This is a genomic window from Stenotrophomonas sp. 93052_Sma (assembly GCF_056481145.1).
On the sequence record NZ_CM151134.1, the window covers coordinates 636,947 to 658,010 of the forward strand.

General features: G+C 66.4%; 11 protein-coding genes and 4 pseudogenes. 9 read left to right on the forward strand and 6 right to left on the reverse strand.

Going from position 1 to position 21,064, the window contains the following annotated elements; genetic code table 11:
* Window positions 1-248 precede the first annotated feature (248 nt).
* Window positions 249-2,148, forward strand: a pseudogene (gene asnB, locus ACZK2V_RS02960) (asparagine synthase (glutamine-hydrolyzing)).
* Between the two features lie 373 nt (window positions 2,149-2,521).
* On the opposite strand, the gene ACZK2V_RS02965 reads toward asnB, so the two are convergent.
* Complete coding sequence (locus tag ACZK2V_RS02965) at window positions 2,522-2,869, reverse strand: phasin family protein (protein ID WP_014035870.1); 348 nt, start codon at window positions 2,867-2,869, stop codon at window positions 2,522-2,524.
* A 116-nt stretch (window positions 2,870-2,985) separates the two neighbouring features.
* Window positions 2,986-3,347: pseudogene (queD, locus tag ACZK2V_RS02970) on the reverse strand (6-carboxytetrahydropterin synthase QueD).
* 192 nt (window positions 3,348-3,539) lie between these two features.
* Between queD and ACZK2V_RS02975 the strand changes: the two are divergent.
* Both ACZK2V_RS02975 and ACZK2V_RS02980 read left to right on the forward strand, forming a co-directional pair.
* Window positions 3,540-6,174: pseudogene (locus ACZK2V_RS02975) on the forward strand (TonB-dependent receptor plug domain-containing protein).
* A gap of 74 nt (window positions 6,175-6,248) precedes the next feature.
* Window positions 6,249-8,841: pseudogene (locus ACZK2V_RS02980) on the forward strand (M14 family zinc carboxypeptidase).
* A gap of 540 nt (window positions 8,842-9,381) precedes the next feature.
* Here the strand turns inward: ACZK2V_RS02980 and ACZK2V_RS02985 are convergent.
* Complete coding sequence (locus tag ACZK2V_RS02985; protein ID WP_049461652.1) at window positions 9,382-10,797, reverse strand: DEAD/DEAH box helicase; 1,416 nt, start codon at window positions 10,795-10,797, stop codon at window positions 9,382-9,384.
* 949 nt (window positions 10,798-11,746) lie between these two features.
* Between ACZK2V_RS02985 and ACZK2V_RS02990 the strand changes: the two genes are divergently transcribed.
* Both ACZK2V_RS02990 and maiA read left to right on the forward strand, forming a co-directional pair.
* Window positions 11,747-12,736 (forward strand): fumarylacetoacetate hydrolase family protein, encoded by a 990-nt coding sequence (locus ACZK2V_RS02990; RefSeq protein WP_032127967.1) that lies wholly within the window; start codon window positions 11,747-11,749, stop codon window positions 12,734-12,736.
* A 14-nt stretch (window positions 12,737-12,750) separates the two neighbouring features.
* Entirely contained in the window at window positions 12,751-13,419 is a 669-nt protein-coding gene (maiA, locus tag ACZK2V_RS02995; RefSeq protein ID WP_049461325.1) for a maleylacetoacetate isomerase, read from the forward strand.
* A gap of 45 nt (window positions 13,420-13,464) precedes the next feature.
* On the opposite strand, the gene ACZK2V_RS03000 is transcribed toward maiA, so the two are convergent.
* The 3 genes from ACZK2V_RS03000 to ACZK2V_RS03010 form a co-directional block, all read right to left on the reverse strand.
* Window positions 13,465-14,925 carry a UdgX family uracil-DNA binding protein gene (locus tag ACZK2V_RS03000; protein ID WP_071227723.1) on the reverse strand — a complete coding sequence of 487 codons (1,461 nt, stop codon included), beginning with the start codon at window positions 14,923-14,925 and terminating at the stop codon, window positions 13,465-13,467.
* Window positions 14,906-16,183, reverse strand: a complete 1,278-nt coding sequence (locus ACZK2V_RS03005) for a putative DNA modification/repair radical SAM protein (protein ID WP_049461330.1) — start codon at window positions 16,181-16,183, stop codon at window positions 14,906-14,908. The genes ACZK2V_RS03000 and ACZK2V_RS03005 overlap by 20 nt, the downstream gene beginning before the upstream one ends.
* A 130-nt stretch (window positions 16,184-16,313) precedes the next feature.
* Window positions 16,314-17,441: a PilT/PilU family type 4a pilus ATPase gene (locus ACZK2V_RS03010; protein ID WP_032127971.1), complete on the reverse strand. Its 1,128-nt coding sequence runs from the start codon at window positions 17,439-17,441 to the stop codon at window positions 16,314-16,316.
* 121 nt (window positions 17,442-17,562) lie between these two features.
* On the opposite strand from ACZK2V_RS03010, the gene ACZK2V_RS03015 reads away from it, so the two are divergent.
* The 4 genes from ACZK2V_RS03015 to ACZK2V_RS03030 all read left to right on the forward strand — a co-directional run bounded on the left by ACZK2V_RS03015 (window position 17,563) and on the right by ACZK2V_RS03030 (window position 21,040).
* Window positions 17,563-17,928, forward strand: coding sequence for a DUF4398 domain-containing protein (locus ACZK2V_RS03015; RefSeq protein ID WP_049398394.1), 366 nt, complete (start codon window positions 17,563-17,565; stop codon window positions 17,926-17,928).
* Entirely contained in the window at window positions 17,925-18,809 is an 885-nt protein-coding gene (locus ACZK2V_RS03020) for an OmpA family protein (protein ID WP_080356499.1), read from the forward strand. The genes ACZK2V_RS03015 and ACZK2V_RS03020 overlap by 4 nt, the downstream gene beginning before the upstream one ends.
* Window positions 18,810-19,133: 324 nt before the next feature.
* Window positions 19,134-19,370, forward strand: a complete 237-nt coding sequence (locus tag ACZK2V_RS03025) for an HP1242/YdcH family protein (protein ID WP_004154075.1) — start codon at window positions 19,134-19,136, stop codon at window positions 19,368-19,370.
* Window positions 19,371-19,669: 299 nt separating this feature from the next.
* On the forward strand, window positions 19,670-21,040 hold the full coding sequence (locus ACZK2V_RS03030; RefSeq protein WP_049461332.1) for a pyridoxal-phosphate dependent enzyme: 1,371 nt from the start codon (window positions 19,670-19,672) through the stop codon (window positions 21,038-21,040).
* Window positions 21,041-21,064 lie beyond the last annotated feature (24 nt).

Sequence of the window (21,064 nt, forward strand, 5' to 3'; positions counted from 1 at the left end):
CCGGGGTTGCTGGCGCTCGGGCCGGGCCTCAGGCCTGGCAACAACTTGGCGCCCAGCATAGCTTGTTGCCGTTACAAAACGTTACCTTCGTGATACGTCTGGTGACCATCGCTGACAGCAAAGCGACTGACGCGGGGCAGGTGGGGCGCCGAGCATGGAGTCTCCTCCGCTCCGCGTGCCGTTCCCATGTCGCTCGCCGCCCCCTGCCTGCTGAACCCGTCCCGCCGCTGCCGCTACGGAGGTGCCCGATGAGCGGCGTGGTCGGGGCCTGGTTGCCGCCCGCCGAGGACGAACACCTGCTGCAGCAGCTGGCGCCGATGCTGCGCGCCCTGCAGCAGCGTGGCCGGGGCCGCATCGGTTACTGGACCGACGCCGAGGCCGGTCTGGCGCTGGGTCACTGCCGGGCGCCGACCGACACTCCGCTGCAGCCACTGAGCTCGGACTGTGGCCGTTACGTGCTGTGCCTGGACGGCCGCCTGTACAACCGCGCCGACCTGCAGGCGCAGCTGCGCGAGCTGCCACGCAGCTGCAGTGACGCCCGGCTGCTGCTGCAGGCGATCGTTGAATGGGGCGTAGAGCGGGCGCTGTCGCGTATCGAAGGCGCGTTCGGTTTCAGTGTTTGGGACCGCGAATCGCGTGAGTTGTGGCTGGCGCGTGATCCGGTTGGCGAGCGGCCGCTGTATTACGGCTGGTTCCAGGGCCAGTTCCTGTTCGCCTCGGAAATGAAGGCGCTGCAGGCCTTCGCCGGTTTCGCGCCGAGCATCGACCAGGATGCGCTGAGCCTGCTGCTGCGCCACGACTATGTGCCGGCGCCGCACACCATCTACCGGGGCATCCACAAGCTGGTGGCCGGCGCGGTGCTGCGCGTCGATCTGGATGACCACGCTGCCGGCGGTTCCAGCCAGGCGGCGGAAGGGGGCGCGCTACTGGTGCGCACGCGATGCGATGCAGAGTGCGCTGCAGGAACCCCTGCAGCCGGCGCCGAGCCTGGAACAGGCCACCGACCAGCTGGAAGTGGTGTTGCAGAAGGCGATCGCGGCACGCATGCATTCGCCGCTGGCCTGCGGTGCGTTCCTGTCCGGCGGCACCGACTCGTCGCTGGTGACCGCGATGATGCAGGCGCAGTCGACGCTGCCGATCGAGGCCTGGACGGTCGGCTTCGACGATCCCGGCCACGACGAAAGCGATTGGGCCTCGCAGGTCGCTCGCCACCTGGGTGTGCAGCACCATCTGCACCGGATGGATGCGCGCCAGGGCCTGGACCTGCTGCAGCGCCTGCCGCAGGTCTGGTGCGAACCGTTCGCCGATGCCTCGCAGCTGCCGACCCTGCTGGCCAGTGAACTGCTGGGCGCGCGCAAGCCGGTGGCGCTGACCGGCGACGGTGGCGATGAACTGTTCTTCGGTCATCCCAGCTATGGCCGGGCGCTGCGCAATGCACGCCTCTGTGGTGGCTTGCCGGACTGGGTGCGTGATCTGGCGCGGCGCAGTGGCAACCGCATGAACGTCGAGCGTGGCCGCCTCGGCGGCTGGCGTGCGCTGGTGGCCGAGGTTGCCGCCAACGATGTGGAAGGGCATTACCTGCAACGTGTCACCCGCTGGCGGCAGCCGGCGCAGGTGGTGCTGGGCGCACGTGAGCCGATGACGATCTTCCAGCAGCAGGACTCTGCGCTGCCGGCCGAGGCGCGCATCCAGCTGTTGGATTTCCGCATGGATCTGGCCGAGGGCATCCTCGCCAAGGTCGACCGTGCCGGCATGGCGGCGGGCGTGGAGACGCGTGCGCCGCTGCTGGACATGGAGGTGGTGCGTCTGGCCTGGCGCCTGCCGCAGCACCTGAAGTACCACGATGGTGAGCACAAGCGGATCCTCAAGCACCTGCTGGCGCGCTACCTGCCGGAACCGCTGGTGTACCGTCCCAAGCGCGGCTTCGGCCCGCCGATGGCGCGTTGGCTGGCGGGCCCGCTGCGCGATTGGGCGGAGGCGCTGCTGGATCCGCAGCTGCTGCGCAACCAGGGCTGCTTCGATGTGGCACGCGTGCGCGGTATCTGGGAGGCGTTCCTGCGTGGCGAGCGCAAGTGGCACACGCACCTGTGGAACGTGCTGATGTTCCAGGCGTGGCACCAGCATTGGCACGGTGGTCGCGGGCGCTGAGCCGTTTCTGCATTGCGTGCAGCGGATTGAATCAGCGTGGCGCGGGGCGGAGGCCCTTGCGTACGAATGTCCTCCGGCGCCTAGTTGAAAGGCGCCACGAGCGCTGCGCTTTACCTGCCGTAAGCCGAGCCTCGTCGGGGCGGGCAGGGGTCTGGGCAAAGTAAAGGAGGAGGTGACGGCCAACGGCCGGCGCCGGGGGACATTTGCCCAGGCCCCTGCCTGCCCCGGCGGGGCCCCTCAGCTCGCAGGGAATCCAGGCGAAGAAGCGCTCTTCAATCCAAACGCCAGGTAAAAAAAGACCCGGCAGAGGGAGGGATCTGCCGGGTCCGGATTGCGTGGGGGGAGGGACCCACGCAATGAGCGTTGCGTCGCGTCAGTGGTTGTTCGCGTCCGCCGTTGATTCGTTGTAGCCCTGCACCAGTTCGGACCAGGCCTTGCTGGCCTGCAGGCCGAGACCAACCACGTCCTGCTGGGCCTGGCCCAGCCGCTGCAGGTTGTCCTGCCACAGCTGCGCACCCTTGGAGAGCGTCCCGGCCGCATCCTCGCCGCGGGCCAGTTCACCCAGCCAGCCGCCGGTCGCGGTCAGGTTGCGCTCCATCACCTTCAGCTGCACGCCGAACATGCTTTCCGCGTTCTCCAACGCCAACCGGTTCGCACGCGTTGCCGCGGCGGCGAGCTGGCGGGTGGCATCACTGAAGCGATCGCTGAAGGCGGCGGCCATGGGGCATCAGGGAGTGGCTTGATGCAATGCAGCATACGCCCTTGATGCGGCAATGCAACAAAAATAACAAAGGCGCCCGAGGCGCCTTTGAAACACCTTTCAGATCAATGGGTTGATCAGGCAGTGGGGCCACGGTAGCGGCACCCCGACGTGCAGGTTTCGTGCACGGTGATCTCGCTCAGCGCCGGCAGGCTCGGCTTGAGCTCGTTCCAGATCCACACCGCCAGGTTCTCGCTGGTCGGGTTCTCCAGGCCGGGGATGTCATTGAGGTAGTGATGGTCCAGGCGGTCGTAGATCGGCTGGAAGGCCGCCTTCACGTCGCCGAAATCCATGATCCAGCCGGTCTGCGCGCCAGGCTCGCCCTCGACCTTCAGTTCCACCCGGAACGAGTGGCCGTGCAGGCGCTGCACTTGTGCCCCGGCGGCACGTTGGGGAGGCGGTGCGCCGCCTCGAGCATGAAGACTTTGAAGATTTCCATGACGCGATTGTACGCCGCAGATGGCCGGCCAGCCTGAGCGGATGTTGGACTTTCGTGAAGCAACTCTTTCCATCCGGATGAAGAGATGATAGTTTCTCTTATATCCGTATGAAGAGATGTTATTGGCCGGACCCCGGCCAAGCATGGACTACTGCGGAACTTCGTCGCCCTTACCACCTCCCCCACATCGTCATGCCCAAGCACACCCTGCTCGTGGCGGCCCTGGCCGTCGCTCTGGCCGCGCCTTTGTCCGCCGCCGCCGAAACCTCCGCCGACGCCAGTGGCGAAGCCAGCACCCTGGCTGCCGTGCGCGTCACCGGTTCCAACATCAAGCGCACCGATACCGAGGCCTCCAACCCGGTGCAGGTGATCGGCCGCCAGCAGCTGGAACAGACCGGCAAGGCCACCGTGGCCGATGTGCTGCGCTCGATCTCGGCGAACACCGGCAACGCCAGCAACGAAACCACCAACAACGGCTGGGCCTCCGGCTCGGCCGGCATCGGCCTGCGTGGCCTGTCGCAGAAGAACACGCTGGTGCTGCTCAATGGCCGTCGCCTGGCCAACTACGGCTTCCCGGCCGGTGGCCTGTCCGACACCTTTGTCGATCTCAACGCGCTTCCGCTGGTCGCGGTCGAACGCATCGAAGTGCTCAAGGATGGCGCCTCGGCGGTCTACGGCTCCGACGCCGTGGCCGGTGTGGTCAACATCATCACCCGGCAGAACTTCGAAGGCGCCGAGATCGGCGGCAGCTTCGGCGGCGCCGACCAGGGCGGCCTGCACGAGCAGAACCTGAAGTTCGTCGGCGGCCTCGGTGATCTCGATACCGATGGCTACAACATCCTCTTCAGCCTGCAGGGCTACAACCGCGAGCGCCTGGACCAGGACGAACGCAACCTGACCAAGAGCGGCATCTACACCGACAAGCCCGGTGGCCGCTGGAACGGCTGGTCGGCCAAGGGCGCGCTATCTGGTCAACGGTGTGTCGGTGCCGATGCTCGATGCCAGCGGCAACTGCCCGGCCGGTACTACCCGCGTCGCCAGCGCACCGATCGACGGCCTGGCCGGTGATACCTGCGGCTTCAACCAGGCGCCGTTCACCACGCTGATTCCCTCGACCAAGCGCTACCAGGCCTATGCCAACGGTACCTTCCGCCTGAACGACAACGTCGAAGCCTTCGGCGAAGTGCTGTACAGCCAGATCAAGAGCACCGCGTGGTTCGGCAGCAGCCCGTTCTTCACCCTGGAGAGCGGCCGCTTCGCACTGAACGCGGACAGTGGCCTGGCCGAGCCGGTGTCGTCGCTGCTGCCGGCCAACAATCCGTACAACCCGTACGGCCGTGCGATCCCGATCGAATACACCTTCTTCGACCTGGGCGGCACGCTCAAGACCAACCGCTCCACCGCTTACCGCGGCGTGTTCGGCCTGCGTGGCACCACCGCGAAGTGGGACTGGGAAGTGGCCGCGTTCGGCGCCGCAGCAGCGAGCGTGAGAGTGTCTCTGGCGGTTTCGCCAACCGCTGGGCGCTGGCCGATGCGCTGGCAACGGGCAGCTACAACCTGCTGAACCCGGCCGCCACCCCGCAGTCGGTGCGCGACTCGATCAACATCGCCACGCTGCGTCCGGCCGAGTCCAAGCTGCAGGGCATCGATGCGAAGATTTCCGGCAGCCTGGGCCATACCTGGGCCGGCGAGATCGGCTTCGCCGCCGGTGCCGAGTGGCGCCGCGAGAAGCTCGATTCCAACAACCCGTGGCAGATCGACGCAGGCCTGCAGGTGCGCCCGGCCATCGCCGAAGTGCACGGCAAGCGCCAGGTCAGTGCGGCCTACGCCGAAGTGAACGTGCCGCTGGCATCGACGCTGGAGCTGTCCGCTGCCGCGCGCCGATCACTACGATGATTTCGGCGATGCGTTCTCGCCGAAGATCGGCCTGCGCTGGCAGCCGCTCGACTTCCTGCTGGTGCGTGCCTCGGCCTCGAAGGGCTTCCGTGCGCCGTCGCTGTCGGAGAACTCCAACAGCACCAGCATCGCCTACGGCAGCGTGGTCGATCCGCGTGACCCGGACGTGCCGGGCTCGCGTCAGAACCCCACCTTCTTCACCGTCGGCAACAACGAACTGAAGCCCGAGCGCACCAAGAGCGTGAACTTCGGCGTGGTGCTGTCGCCGTGGGCCAACACCAACCTGAGCGTGGACTACTACCGCATCCAGCTGGACAACCTGGTCGGCACCAACAACACCCAGACCCTGGTCAACGACAACGTGGCCGGCGCCGTGCAGCGCGATGAGCGCGGCAAGCTGCAGGCGGTCTACAACCGCTACCAGAACCTGAGCGAGCTGAAGACCTCGGGCATCGACGTCGAGCTGCGCCAGCGCATCCCGACCGCTGCGCTGGGTGACTTCACCGTGTCCTCGGCCTACACCCACGTGCGCGACTACCGTCGCCCGACCGTGGTCGGCGGCCCACTGGTGGACTACGCCGGCAGCAACCTGGGCGCAACCCTGCCCAAGGACAAGGCCACCACCACGCTGGACTGGAAGTACGGCGACTTCAACGCAGCCGTGACCTGGTACTACACCAGCAGCTACCGCCAGGAAGCCAGTACCGCCGCCAAGGCCGTGCAGCAGCGTGTCGGCAGCTACAGCCAGTACGACCTGTACCTGGCTTACACCGGCATCGACAAGCTGACCGTGTACGCCAAGGTGCAGAACCTGGCCGACAAGACGCCGCCGTACGACGCCTCGTTCCCGGGCATCCGCGCGCCGTACGACTTCAGCCAGTACGACCTGCGTGGCCGCTACTTCACGCTGGGCTTCGATTACCGCTTCTGATCCATCCGCCGCGGCCGGTCACCTGAAGGGACCGGCCGCGCGACTGTCTGCCGTTGTGTTCCAGGGGAGTCATCGTGTCCTTGCATCGCCGTGCCGTTCTTCCGTTGCTGCTTGCCGCCGCCACCGCACTGTCCTCGCCGCAGCCGGCGCAGGCACAGAGCGCGTACTTCTTCCCGCAGGTGACCGACGCAGCGGCGTTCGATGCAGCGGTGCCCACGCCGGAGCAGTTCCTCGGCTACCCGATCGGCAGCCGTTACACCCGGCACGACCAGCTGGTGGCGTACTTCCAGGAACTTGCGAAACGCTCGGACAAGATCAGCGTGCGCGAGATCGGCCGCAGCTATGAAGGTCGCCCGCTGCTGATCGCCACCGTCACTGCTGCAGGCAACCACGCGCGGCTGGAACAGATCCGCCAGCAGCACGCGACCCTGGCCGATCCGGCGCAGCCGCGCAGCGCCGCCGGTGACAGCCCGGTGGTGGTGTGGCTGGGCTACAGCGTGCATGGCAACGAGACCTCCAGTGCCGAAGCGGCGATGCTGACGGCGTACTACCTGGTGGCCAACCGCAGCGCCGAAACCCAGCAGTGGCTGCAGCAGGCGGTGGTGCTGTTCGACCCGGCGCAGAACCCGGATGGCCGTGATCGTGCCGCCAACTGGCACAACGCCTGGGCCTCTGATCCGGCCTCGGCCGACCCGGCCGACAAGGAACACGTTGAGCCGTTCCCGCAGGGCCGCACCAACCACTACTTCACCGATCTCAACCGCGACTGGCTGGCCCTGACCCAGCAGGACTCGCGGCCGAAGGTGGAGGTGTTCCACCAGTGGTACCCGAACGTGCAGATTGATTTCCACGAGATGGGCAAGGACAGCACCTATTACTTCGAACCGTCGCCGAAGAGCATGCACAGCCCGCTGATTCCAGCGGCGTCGTATGAATTCAACAAGACCCTGGCCAAGTACCACGCGCAGGCGTTGGATGCGCTGGGCTCGCTGTACTACACCGGCGAGAACTTCGACAACTTCTCGCCGGTGTACGGCTCGACCTATCCTGATTTCCACGGTGCCGTCGGCGTTACCGTCGAGCAGGCCAGCTCGCGCGGCCGCGTGCAGGAATCGGTGAACGGCCTGCTGACCTTCCCGTTCACCATCCGCAACCAGGTGGCTACCGGGCTGGGCACGGTGCGCGGCGCGGTAGCCGAGCGCAGCGGCCTGTTCGACCTGCAGAAGCAGTTCTTCCAGAGCGCGTTGAAGCAGGCCGCACAGCAGCCGGTGAAGAGCTTCGTATTCGGCGATGCGCATGACCCCGCATTGACCCGTCGTTTGCTGGAACTGTTGCTGCTGCATCGCATCGAGGTGCGCGCTGGAACGTGACGTCAGTGTCGATGGCCAGCGCTTCGATGCCGGCAGCGCCTACGTGGTGCCGGTGCAGCAGGCGCAGTTCCGCCTGGTGCATTCGATCTTTGCCGAGACGCCGCCGATCAAGGGCGATGTGTTCTACGGCAGCACCAGCTACGCGATTGCACCGGCCTACGGTGTGGCCTTCGCCGGTAGCCGCAGCCGCATCGACGGCGGCGCACGCGTGGCGGCGCTGCCGGCGGAGCAGAGCACCCTGCTGGGCGGCCAGGCAGGATTCGCCTACGCGATCGACTGGCGCGACTACAATGCCGGGCGCGCGCTGGCCGCGCTGCAGGGCAAGGGCGTGAATGCACGCGCGGCATTCCAGCCGTTCACCACCGCGACCACGCAGGGCGAGGTCAACTTCGCCGCCGGCAGCCTGGTGATTCCGGTGGCCGGGCAATCACTGCAGGGCACGGCGTTGCTTGAAGCCGTGACGTCTGCCGCGCGTGCTGCCGGTGTGCAGGTGCACGCGCTGTCCAGCGGCCGCAGCCGTAAGGGCATCGACCTCGGCAGTGATGGCGTCAAAGCGCTGCGCAAACCTGCGGTTGCGCTGGTGATGGGCGAGGGCGTGGCCGCCACCGAGATCGGCTCGGCCTGGTTCCTGTTGGACCAGCAGCTGCGGTTGCCCGCCAGCAAGCTGGATCCGCAGCAGCTGGGCAAAGCACCGCTGGATCGTTACACCACCATCGTGCTGTCCGGTGGAACCTACACAGGCATCGATGCCACGGCGGTGGCTGCACTGAAGCGCTGGGTGCAGGCCGGTGGTTCACTGGTTACCTATGGCAGTGCCTCGAAGTGGGCGATCGAACAGAAGCTCGCCGACGGCGAGAAGCTTGGCAAGGAAGAAGAGACCGCGGACGAGAGCCGCCGTGCGTTCGGCGACCAGCGCGACATCGCCGCGATCGAGCGGGTCAGCGGCAACATCCTCAGTGCCGACGTGGATACCAGCCATCCGCTGGCGTTTGGCGTGCCACGCCGGCAGCTGGCGATCAACAAGGAAAACACGGTGACGCTGCAGCCAAGCGCTAACCCGTTCTCGACGGTGGTACGCATCGACACGCCGCCGCGGGTGAATGGCTATCTGTCCGAGCGCAATCGCACGCGGGTGGCGGGCAGCGCGTGGCTGCTGGTGTCGGCGCAGGGGCAGGGCAACGTGGTGCTGTTCGCCGATGATCCGGCGCATCGCAAGTACTGGCACGGGACGGATCGACTGCTGATCAACGCGATCTTCTTCGGGAATCTGGTGAATCCGAGTAAAGCGCGGGGTTGAGGCTTTGCGCGCCTCGATTGATGCGTGTGGGGGGGAGGCCGGGCGGGCTGCGCAGGACACGCTGTAAATACGTCCATGTAAGCTCGATCGGCGCATCCATGCGCCTCACGGTCCTGCGCAGCCCGCCCGGCCTCCCCTCGACAGTTTCCTGCGGGCGCGGACGCATCGAACCCCAAGGCGGGAGCAAGGGCGAAAGCAAAAGCAGAACCAGGAATTGCGACTTCGGCTTTTGCCTTTGAATTTGAATTTGAATTTGATCTTTCTTCTCCCGGCTACCCGGCGGGAGAAGAAGGTGCAGGCAATGCTTGAAGCGGATGGGCATGGGGGCAGCGCAGAACCGTTGGCGCCATGGATGGCGCCATCGAGCTTACATGGACGTATTTACAGCGTGTTCTGCGCTGCCCCCATGCCCATCCGCCCTCGGTACTGCCACCGCGTGCTTTATCACCCGGTAGCCCGCAACAAAAAAAAGGACGGCGCGTCAGCGCCGTCCCTCGATAGCCCCCGCGCAGCGGGAAGCACCCTCCATGTCAGCTGCGATCAGCCGGCGCGACCGCCGCCGTTGCCACCCTGGCCGCGGCCACGGCCGCCACCATTGCCGCCACCGCCACGACGCTGGCCCTGACCGGCGCCTGCACGCTGCTGGCCATTGCCACCGCCCTCGCGACGGCCACCACCGGCCTTCTTCGGGCCCGCATGCGCATGGCGCGGCGCATCGCCGTGCGGACGGCGTGCGTGGCTCTTGCGCGGTGCGCGCTCGCCGGTATCGTGCTCGGCCTTGCCCGGCGCACTGTTGCCCCAGCGGATCGGCGTCTGCAGCTCGAAGCCCGGCACATCGCGGATGTCCATGTCGCGGCCCAGCAGGCGCACGATCGCGCGCAGCAGCTTCACTTCATCCTGCGCCACCAGCGAGATCGCCTGGCCGGTCGCGCCGTTGCGGCCGGTGCGGCCGATGCGGTGCACGTAATCTTCGGCCACCATCGGCAGGTCGAAGTTGATCACCTTCGGCAGCTCGTTGATGTCGATGCCGCGCGCGGCGATATCGGTGGCCACCAGCACGGTCACGCGGCCGGCCTTGAAGTCGCCCAGCGCACGCAGGCGCTGGCCCTGGCTCTTGTTGCCGTGGATCGCCGCGGTCTTGATGCCCGACTTTTCCAGGAACGTGGCCAGCTTGTCGCTGCCGTGCTTGGTGCGGGCGAACACCAGGGTCTGCTCGCGGCTGTCCTGCGCCAGCAGGTGCAGCAGCAGGTCGCGCTTGCGGCCGGCATCGACCGGGTGCACGCGATGGGTGATGGTTTCGGCGACGGTGTTCTTCGGCGTGACCTGGATCTGTTCCGGGTTGCGCATGAACTCCAGCGCCAGCTGGCGGATGTTGTCCTCGAAGGTGGCCGAGAACAGCAGGGTCTGGCGGTTCTGCTTCGGCAGCTTGGCCAGGATGCGCTTGATCGACGGCAGGAAGCCCATGTCGAGCATGCGGTCGGCTTCGTCCAGCACCAGCAGTTCAATGCCGGACAGGTCGATGCTGCGACGCTCGAGGTGGTCGATCAGGCGGCCCGGGCAGGCCACCAGCAGGTCCACGCCACGGCGCAGGATGTCCAGCTGGTTGCCCATGCCGACGCCGCCGTAGATGCAGGCGCTGGGGATGCGCAGGTACTTGCTGTAGCCGCGCAGGCTGTCATGCACCTGGGTGGCCAGCTCGCGGGTCGGGGCCAGGATCAGCGCGCGCGGCTTGCGCGGGCCGCTGCGCACTTCCTGCGAGGCGGTGCCCAGGTGCTGCAGCAGCGGCAGGCCGAAGGCGGCGGTCTTGCCGGTGCCGGTCTGAGCGCCGGCCAGCAGGTCGCGACCGGCCAGCGCCAGCGGGATCGCCTGCTGCTGGATCGGGGTCGGGTTTTCGTAGCCCTGCTCGGCGAGCGCACGCAGCAGGAAGGGCGCCAGGCCCAGCGATTCAAAAGACATTGAGATTGCTCCAAGTACAAGAAACGCCTGTCCGAACGGACAGACGGGGGCAGATCAAACTGATCGGCTGACTCGGAGCGTTCCCGTGAACCGCGCTGCGAGAATTGGGTGCAGCCGGCACGGAGCGCAGGCTGGAATGCGTGACGAACGGCGTCGGAGTGGGGGCGGGCGAAGAGGGCGGACCCTGGTCGCCGGCGGTCCCGGAGGGAAACGGACGGCCGCTGCAGACCCTGCAAGTCTAAACGATGTTTGAGACTTCACGCAAAAAGGCCTGTTCAGGTAGGGGGCTCTCTGCAGGGCTGCGCCCTGCACCCGCAGAGGCCGAAGCAACGTCAACGTCAACGTCAAAAGCCGGTTTCCTGAGGGATGCGGGGTGGGTCCGGTTGCGGGGGGCGCTGCAAGTCCCCCTCCGGGGCCCGGCCCAGCCGCTGGCGGCTGTGCGTTCGGGCGCTTGCGAAGCAATGCTTCGCAAGCAAAGCGCCCTCACCCATGTAAGCTCGGTCGCCGCATCCATGCGGCTCACGCCCCCGCAACCGGACCCACCCCGCCTTCGAGAGTTTTCCGCGATCTGTCGAATCTCATTCGATCAATTTCGATATCTGACGGATTTCGACGATGAATGATGTGGATGTTCGATCCGTCATCGGGAAATTGTCAGGGGTGGGACGGTGTGGGTGGGCAGGACCGTTGGCGCCATGGATGGCGCCATCGAGCCACCAGGGACGGGTTTACGGCGTGTCCTGCCCACCCACACCGTCCCGCCCAGCTCACAGACAACCCAGAGCCGGCTGTTGCTGCTGACGTTGCCCTGGCTTGAAGCAGGTGCAGGGTGCAACCCTGCCGAACCCCCCACTACGGTAGGGTGGGCCGATGCCGCGCTGCAGCTTGGCGTCGACGCAGATTTGATTACACTTGAAACTTGTTTGCCCACGACTCCGGACACCCACCCATGAAGCTTGGTTCTTTGAAGGAAGGCGGCCGCGACGGCACCCTGATCGTCGTCTCGCGTGACCTGCGCCACGGCGTGCGCGCCACCGGCATTGCCGCCACCCTGCAGCAGGCCCTGGAGGACTGGAGCCACATCGCGCCGCGCCTGAACGCCCTGTACGAATCGCTCAACGCGGGCGACGCCGATGGCGTGTTCGACCTGGACCCGCAGGCGCTGGCCGCGCCGATGCCGCGTGCCTATGAGTTCGTCGATGGCAGCGCCTACCTGCCGCATGTCGAGCGCGTGCGCCGCGCCCGTGGCGCCGAGGTGCCGGAGAGCTTCTACACCGACCCGCTGATGTACCAGGCGACCAGCGCCGGTTTCTACGGTCCGCGCGACGCGGTCAAGGTGGTCAGCGAGGACTATGGCATCGACCTGGAAGCAGAGATCGTGGTGATCACCGACGACGTGCCGATGGCCGCCACCCCGGAACAGGCCGCAGGCCATATCCAGCTGGTCGGCCTGGTCAACGATGTCTCGCTGCGCAACCTGATTCCGGGCGAGCTGGCCAAGGGCTTCGGCTTCCTGCAGTCCAAGCCGCGCTCGGCGCTGTCGCCGGTGTTCGTCACCCCCGACGAGCTGGGCGCCGCGTGGCAGGACAGCAAGGTGCACCTGCCGCTGCTGACCCACATCAACGGCCAGTGGTTCGGCGCGCCGGAAGCCGGCGTGGACATGCAGTTCAACTTCGCCCAGCTGGTCGCGCATGCGGCCAAGACCCGTCCGCTCAGCGCCGGCACCATTGTTGGCTCGGGCACCATCGCCAACGAAGACACCAGCAAGGGTGCCTCGTGCTTCGCCGAGCAGCGCGTGGTGGAGACCCTGCGCGACGGCAAGCCGAGCACGCCGTTCATGTCCTTCGGCGACGTGGTCCGCATCGAGATGCTCGATGCCGCCGGCAACAGCATCTTCGGTGCGATCGAGCAGCGCATCGAACAGGCGACCAGGCCCTGAGCAGAGAGGCGGCGATGGAGATCCCGGTCGACGACGGCATCGTGCTGTACACCTACTGGCGATCCAGCGCCGCCTACCGCGTGCGCATCGGTCTGGAGCTGAAGGGCCTGGCCTGGGAAGCCCGGCCGGTGCACCTGGTACGCGATGGTGGCGAGCAGCACCTTGACGCCTATCGCGCGCTCAATCCGCAGCAGCTGGTGCCAACCCTGCTGCATGACGGGCATGCACTGACCCAGTCGCTGGCGATCCTGGAGTATCTGGACGAGCGCTTCCCGCAGGTGCCGCTGCTGCCGGCCGATGCCGCCGGCCGTGCGCGGGTGCGTGCGCTGGCCCAGCTGGTGGCCTGCGATATCCACCCGATCAACAACCTGCGGGTGATGCAGTACCTGGAGCGCACCCTGCAGCTGCCGGCCGACGCCCGCACGCAGTGGACCCTGCACTGGATCGCCGAGAGTTTCACTGCGATGGAAGCGATGCTGGCCAACAGCAGCGCGACGGGCACCTTCTGCCACGGTGACCGTCCCGGCCTGGCCGATATCTGCCTGCTGCCGCAGCTGTACAACGCGCATCGCTTCGGCCTGGACCTGACGCCGTACCCGACCCTGCGCCGCATCGAAGCGGCGTGCCAGGCAGTGGACGCCTTCGACCGCGCACGCCCGGAAAACCAGCCCGACGCCGCCTGAAAGTAGAGGGGACGGAGGGGATTAAGTCGTTTGTGCACTTACGACTTAATTCCCTCCGTCCCCTTTTTGTTGCAATCGGGCCAGATCATCGCGGAACAGCCGATAGGCATCCTCGCGGCGCGCATCGTCGGTCTGCCGCAATACCCATGCCGGGTGCACCGTGGCATAGCCGCGGGTGCCGTCCTCGAGGGTGTGCCAGCGTCCGCGGTCACGTGACAGGTCGAAATCACGGCCGAATACCGAGGCTGCCGCGGTTGCGCCGAGGCACACGATCACCTGGGGCCGCACGCGCGCGATCTCGCCCATCAGCCAGGGGCGGCAGGCCTGGATGTGCCGGCTTTCCGGTCGTTTGTGCAGCCGTACCTTGCCGCGCCGTTCATGATGGAAGTGCTTCACCGCGTTGGTGAGGTACAGCGTCGCGCGATCGATTCCCAGTTCGGTCAGCGCACGGTCCAGTAGCTGACCGGCAGGACCCATGAACGGCTGTCCGCGCAGATCCTCGGTGTCGCCAGGTTGTTCCCCGATCAGCATCATGCGGGCGTCTGCAGGCCCCTGCCCGAACACGGTCTGCGTGGACTGCTCCCACAGCGGGCACTGGCGGCAGGTGCTGGCCTGTCCGCGCAGATTCTCCAGACTGCTGGCATCCGCTGCTGGCATCGCAACACCTGCACGCAGGGGGATCCTGCGCTGCGGCGCCTGCGCGGGACGGTCATGCATTTCCTGCACGCGGTCGGCCGCATCGCGCACCAGGCGTGGCAGCAGCTGGGCCTCCGGCAGGTGGCGCCAGTACTTTGCCGGCATCTCCTGCATCATCATCCGTGTATTGAGTCGCGCCGGATTGAAGATGTTGGCGTAGTAGGTCTGCCACAGTGATTCGCGCGCATCCTCGGCCGGGGCATCCTCGCGCCGTGCGCCGGGGCCGAAGGCAAGCGCCTGCCCATCCCATGCGACGCTGCGCGAAGGCGTGAGGATCGCCCAGCGCATGCCGGTGAAGCGGCGCGCGAAGAAGGGCGCGACCCGGTCGACAATGTGGTGCTGTGGCTCAAACCAGGCGATGAACGCATCAGGCTGGCCAGGCACCTCGCGGAAGCGCACGAATGCCTTCATCTTGTGCGTGTCACGGCGGACGGCCTGGGCGAGCGCCGTTGCGCGCAGGACATCGGCGTCGGCGGGGTTGCTCAGCACCGAACGCTCGCCATGGACGATGCGCCACAGCAGGCGATACAGCAAGGCCAGTCGCTGGGGGTCGCGATGGCACAGGCAGGTGGCCGCCAGTTCCAGGAAATCGCGGGGCACGTTGGGTGCACTGGCATCAGCCAGCATCGGCGCCCGCTGCACGGCCGGCGCATCCAGCAACGACGTTTCGCTCCCTTCCAGCCAGTCCAGCTGAGGCGGGGCCACGCCTCGCAGCAACGCTTCGCGCGCAGCGTCGCGCCAGGCCTGCAGCGACCACTGCGGGTCCACCCGCAGCGACCAGCGCTGCGCGTCAGGCGGCGGGCGGTGCATCAAACAGCGATCCCTGACGAGGCGGTGGGGCCAACTGCGCGCGCAGCGCCGCCGGATCGTCCAGCGATTTGCGTGGATGGTGGTCAGCCAGCTGCACAAACGGAAGCAGTTTGCTCATCGGTGCCTTCAGGCGTGCTACATCGGCAACCCGCAGGCGACCGTGGCGGCGTGCCATCAGCACCCGTTTCACGTTGCGCACGCCCAGCCCGGGTACGCGAAGCAGCATTTCCTTCGGCGCGCGGTTGAGATCCACGGGAAAGCGCTCGGGGTGACGGATCGCCCAAGCCATTTTCGGGTCGATGTCCAGGTCGAGCATGCCGTCCTGGGTGGTATCGGTAATCTCATCCACGCCGTAACCGTAGAAACGCAGCAACCAGTCGGCCTGGTAGAGGCGATGTTCGCGCTGCAGCGGAGGCGGTTGCAGTGGCAGCTGCCGGCTGGCGTCCGGAATCGGGCTGAACGCGGAGTAGTACACCCGGCGCATCCGATAGTTGCCGTACAGCGCATCGGCGCTGGCCAGGATCTGTTGGTCGTTGGCCCCGTCCGCGCCGACGATCATCTGCGTGCTCTGCCCGGCGGGTGCGAAACGGGGAGGGTGTGGACTGCGGCTGGCCCTCGGCGCCACCGCTGCGGGGGCTTTGCGCGCCTCCTTGGCTTCCTCGATGCGCCAGCGTAGTTCGCCCATCGCGCCGCGTATCGAATGCACCGTCTTCTCCGGCGCCAAGGCGCTCAGGCCGGCTTCGGTCGGCAGTTCCACGTTGATGGACAGGCGGTCGGCATAGCGCCCGGCACTGGCCAGCAGTTCCGGCGAGGCCTCGGGAATGGTCTTGAGGTGGATGTAGCCGGCGTAGCGGTGTTCTTCGCGCAGCTGCCGGGCCACTTCCACCATCTGTTCCATGGTGTAGTCCGCATTGCGGATGATGCCGCTGGACAGGAACAGCCCCTCGATGTAGTTGCGCTTGTAGAAGTCCAGGGTGAGTGCGACCACCTCGTCCACGCTGAAACGTGCACGGGCTACGTTGCTGGAGACCCGGTTCACGCAGTAGGCGCAGTCGTAGACGCAGAAGTTGGTCAGCAGGATCTTCAGCAATGAAACGCAGCGGCCATCGGGTGTATAGCTGTGGCAGATGCCCATACCCTCGGTGCTGCCGATGCCGCCACTGGCGCGCGAATCGCGCTTGCCCGAGCCGCTGGAGGCGCAGGAGGCGTCGTATTTGGCGGCATCGGCCAGGATGGCCAGCTTGCGGATGGTTTCCATTGAGGAAACCTACGGATGAGGGGTCTCATTGGATGAGACCGCCCCTGAATTCTTCAGAAAAAGGGGACGGTGGGGATTAAGTCGTAAATGCACTTACGACTTAATCCCCACCGTCCCCTTTTTCGTGCGGTCAGAACCCGTGAGTGATGCTTGGCTGCCCGGCCGAGAAATCCGCATACGGGTCGTGCTCGCCGCTGCTGCCTTCGGACAGGCGGAACTTCAGGGCCAGGCCATCGCGCGAGTCGGCCGCGCGCAGCGCTTCCTCCTGCTCGATGATGCCGGCCTTGGCCAGACGGAACAGGCACTGGTCGAAACTCTCCATGCCTTCCTCCAGCGAGCCTTCCATCGCCGCCTTGATCTCGTGCACCTGGCCGCGACGCAGCAGGTCACGGATCATCGGCGTGTTGATCAGCACCTCGGTGGCCGGCAGGCGACGGCCCTCCTTGTTCTTCACCAGGCGCTGGCTGATCACCGCACGCAGGTTCAGCGCCAGGTTCATCAGCACGTTCTTGTGCGCGCTTTCCGGGAAGAAGTTGAGGATGCGCTCGATGGTCTGGTCGGCGTTGTTGGAGTGCAGGGTGGCCAGGCACAGGTGGCCGGTTTCGGCGAAGGCGATCGCTGCCTCCATCGTTTCCGCATCCAGGATCTCGCCGATCAGGATCACGTCCGGCGCTTCACGCATCGCGTTCTTCAGCGCGTTGTGGAAGGCATGGGTGTCCAGCCCGACCTCGCGCTGGTTGACGATCGACATCTTGTGCTTGTGCAGGTACTCGATCGGGTCCTCGATGGTGAGGATGTGACCAGTGGTGGTGCTGTTGCGGTGGTCGATCATCGACGCCAGCGAGGTGGACTTGCCGGAACCGGTGGACCCCACCACCAGCACCAGCCCGCGCGGGGTCATGATGACGTCCTTCAGTACCTGCGGCAGGTTCAGCTCCTCGATGCTCGGGATGCGGCTGCGGATGGCGCGGATGACCATGCCCACTTCGCCCCGCTGCTTGAACACGTTGACGCGGAAGCGCCCGGCATCGGGCAGGGCGATGGCCATGTTGAGCTCCAGCTCGCGCTCGAACTGCGGCACCTGGCCTTCGTCCATCAGCGAGTAGGCGATCTTCTTGACCATGCCCGGCGGCAGGCCGGTGTTGCCCAGCGGATAAAGCTTCCCCTCGATCTTGATGTAGACCGGTGCTCCGGTGGTCAGGAACATGTCCGAAGCGTTCTTTTCGGTCATCAGCTTCAGGAAGTAGCCGATATCCATTGCGAATTTTCCCCAACGAAACGGCCGACGCCCGTTGCAAGCACGGTGTCGGCTTGACGACAATGGCCGTGAACCGACAACCGGTACGGCCTCCCCAATGAAACGACTTAGCTTCGCACGAATGCGCCATGGCCTGTATGTGATGGCGTTTGCATTCGCACTGTCTGCCCCCGCCTGGGCGCAGGACGGCGCACTGGAACTGGCCCAGGCCCGGCAGGCGGTCGACAAGGCCACCCAGGCCGACGCCGACCAGTACGCCCCGGACCTGATCGGGCTGGCCCGGCAGGGGCTGGAACAGGCCCAGCGTGCTGCCGGCGACCGCCGTGAGCGCAAGAACGCCCCGGCGATCGCCCTGCGCGCCGCTGCCGATGCCGACCTGGCCCGCGCCCGCAGCGAGGAAGCCACCGTCACCGCGCAGCTGCAACTGCGCCGCAACGAGGTCAACCAGCTGCAACGCCAGCTGTCGACCGGGGAGGACCGCCGGTGAAGCCGATGACTGCCGCAACCCTGGCTGCCCTGCTGACGCTGCCGACCCTGGCCCTGGCCGCCGACAACCCGATGGTGGCGCAGCTGAGCCAGCGTCTGATGGCCATCCAGGCCAATCCCGACACGGCTGAGCTGGGCGCCTTCGAGCGCATGCAGGCCCAGCAGGCCATCGCCACCCTGGACAAGGCCAAGCGCCGCGACCAGGAGCTGGCCACCTACCTGGCCGAGCGCCGGGTGGAGATTGCCGAGACTGCCGTGCGTGCCGCATTGGCCGCGCGTGAGGTCGATCGCCTCGAGCGCACCCGCAGTGATCTGCTGATCGAGGCCAGCCGCCGCGATGCCGCCCGTGCCCGCCAGGAGGCCGAGCAGCTGCGCATGCAGGCGCAGATGCAGGCCGAGGAGGCTGAGCGCCTGCGCCAGGCCGCCGAGGCCGAGACCCTGGCCCGCCAGGATGCCGAGAATGCCCTGACCAGCGTGGCCGGCAAGCAGCAGCAGCGCCTCAGCGCCGCCCAGCAGAACGCCGCCAAGCTGGCCCGCGAGGAAGCCGAGCTGGTATCCGGGCAGAAGCTGCCGGGTTCGAAGTTCGATGGCCGTGGCGAAGTCTTCACCTTCAATGGTGACGCATTTGCCGCTGGCGCCGCCAGCCTGTCCGGTGGGGCCCGCAACCAGACCAAGGCACTGGCCGAGTACCTGAACATCGGCAAGAAGGGCCGCCTGCGCATCGAGGCCTATGACAGCGCCAACGGGGTCGGTCAGAAGCGTGCCGAGGCCCTGCGCGATGCCCTGGTCGCGGCGGGTGTCGCGAGCAACCGGATCCAGCTCAGCGGCAAGAAGGCGGCGTCCACCCGGGCACGCTCGGCCGAGGTCATCATCGCCCCGTAATTGCTTGATATTGTTTGTTTTTCGTTGCAATGAGCATTCAGCCTGAACCCCGCCCCGGCGGGGTTCGGTCTTTTTGCCGCAGGGGTCTTGTACCCCGCCTTGAGCAGGCGTAGGGTCAATCGTCCGGGACGCAATGCCGCGGACCGGACGATGGGAGGGCCGGGCCGATGCAAACAGGGCGCGAACCGCAGCAGATCGACGTGCGCAGGCCAGTGCCGCAGGTCGTTGCAGGCGTCCAGGTGGCCATCGACCGGCGCTCCTCCATGAACAACGCCCCGTGCCTTGCGGCCGGGGCGTTCGTGTATCTGTCGAAGGAGGTCCATCATGTTTGAAGATCAGCCCCAGAGCGAGATCGACGCCCGTCGCGCGCGTGATCCGGAGTTCAGGGCACTCCATGACCAGCACCGCAAGTTGAACAAGAAGTGCATGGACGCGGAGTTGGGTGTACTCCCGATCGATGATGTCACCCTGGGTCGCATGAAGCGCGAGAAGCTGCTGGCCAAGCAACGACTTCTGCGAATGTACGAAACACCGCTCCCAATGACGTCCCCCACGCTTTGACGCACCCCGTCACGCCCGGAACGGCGTGACCCGGCCATCGATGGCCCCGCCGGGCGCTCCTGCCCCGGCATCGCGGCACCGCCGATGAGGCGGCCGCGCCAAGGCACCACAGGCCGTGGTGCCTTGGCCTGCAGGCACAGCTCATCGATGCGGGCGGTACCGGTCTCCTCGTCGATCCGGGGCTGTCCGCATCTCTTTTTACGGTGGACGGGCTGCGGCCCTGCCGACCTGACTTTCATCGCCATCCGTCGGATAATCATCGGTCCGGCCCTGTGCGGCGCGAACCGAAAGTCCTCCGAATGCCCATCCATTCTTCCGTCCTCGAACTCATCGGCCAGACCCCGATCGTCAAGGCCCAGCGCCTGGACACCGGCGTCTGCGAGCTCTACCTGAAGCTGGAGAGCGCCAACCCGGGCGGATCGATCAAGGATCGCATCGGCCTGTCGATGATCGAGGCGGCGGAAAAGCGCGGCGACCTGAAGCCCGGTGCCACCCTGGTCGAGGGCACGGCTGGCAACACCGGCCTGGGCCTGGCGCTGGTGGCCCAGCAGAAGGGCTATAAGCTCATTCTGGTCGTTCCCGACAAGATGAGCCGGGAAAAGATCTTCAATCTGAAGGCGATGGGCGCCGAAGTGCGCCTGACCCGCTCTGACGTGGCCAAGGGCCATCCGGAGTACTACCAGGACCTGGCCAAGACCATCGCCGAGCAGACCCCGGGCGCCTACTTCATCAACCAGTTCGGCAACCCGGACAATCCGGCCGCGCATGAATTCGGTACCGGCCCGGAAATCCTCGAGCAGATGGGCGGCGACCTTGACGCCATCGTGTTCGGCTGCGGCAGCTCCGGCACCATGACCGGCCTGTCGCGTGCCTTCGCCAAGCTGTCGCCGAAGACCGAACTGGTGCTGGCCGATCCGGTCGGTTCGATCCTGGCCGAGTACATCAACGACGGCAATCTGAACGACAAATCGGGCAGCTGGCTGGTGGAAGGCATCGGCGAGGACTTCCTGCCGTCGATCTCCGATTTCAGCCGCGTCAAGAAGGCTTATGCCATCAGCGATGCCGAGAGCTTCCACACCGCACGCGAACTGCTGGGCAAGGAAGGCATCCTGGGTGGTTCGTCCACCGGCACCCTGCTGGCCGCCGGCCTGAAGTACTGCAAGGAGCAGACCACGCCGAAGAAGGTGCTGGTGCTGGTGCCGGATACCGGCAACAAGTACCTGTCGAAGATGTACAACGACTACTGGATGCTGGACAACGGTTTCCTGCAGCGCCCGCAGCACGGCGACCTGCGCGACCTGATCCTGCGCCCTTACGGCCAGCGCGACACCGTGGTGATCGGTCCGAACGACCTGCTGACCACTGCCTACCAGCGCATGAAGCTGTACGACGTGTCGCAGCTGCCGGTGATGGACGGCGAGCAGCTGGTCGGCATCGTCGACGAAAGCGACGTGCTGCTGCACGTGTATGGCGATGAGGCACGCTTCCGCGACACCGTCGCCACCGCGATGGTCAGCAAGCTGGACCGGCTGGACGTGAAGTCGCCGATCGAGGCGCTGCTGCCGGTGTTCGACCGCGGCCAGGTGGCGATCGTGATGGACGGCGACGCCTTCCTGGGCCTGATCACCCGTATCGACCTGCTGAACTATCTGCGCCGTCGCGTGCAGTAAGCCGCTGATCGCCGACGTTCACCG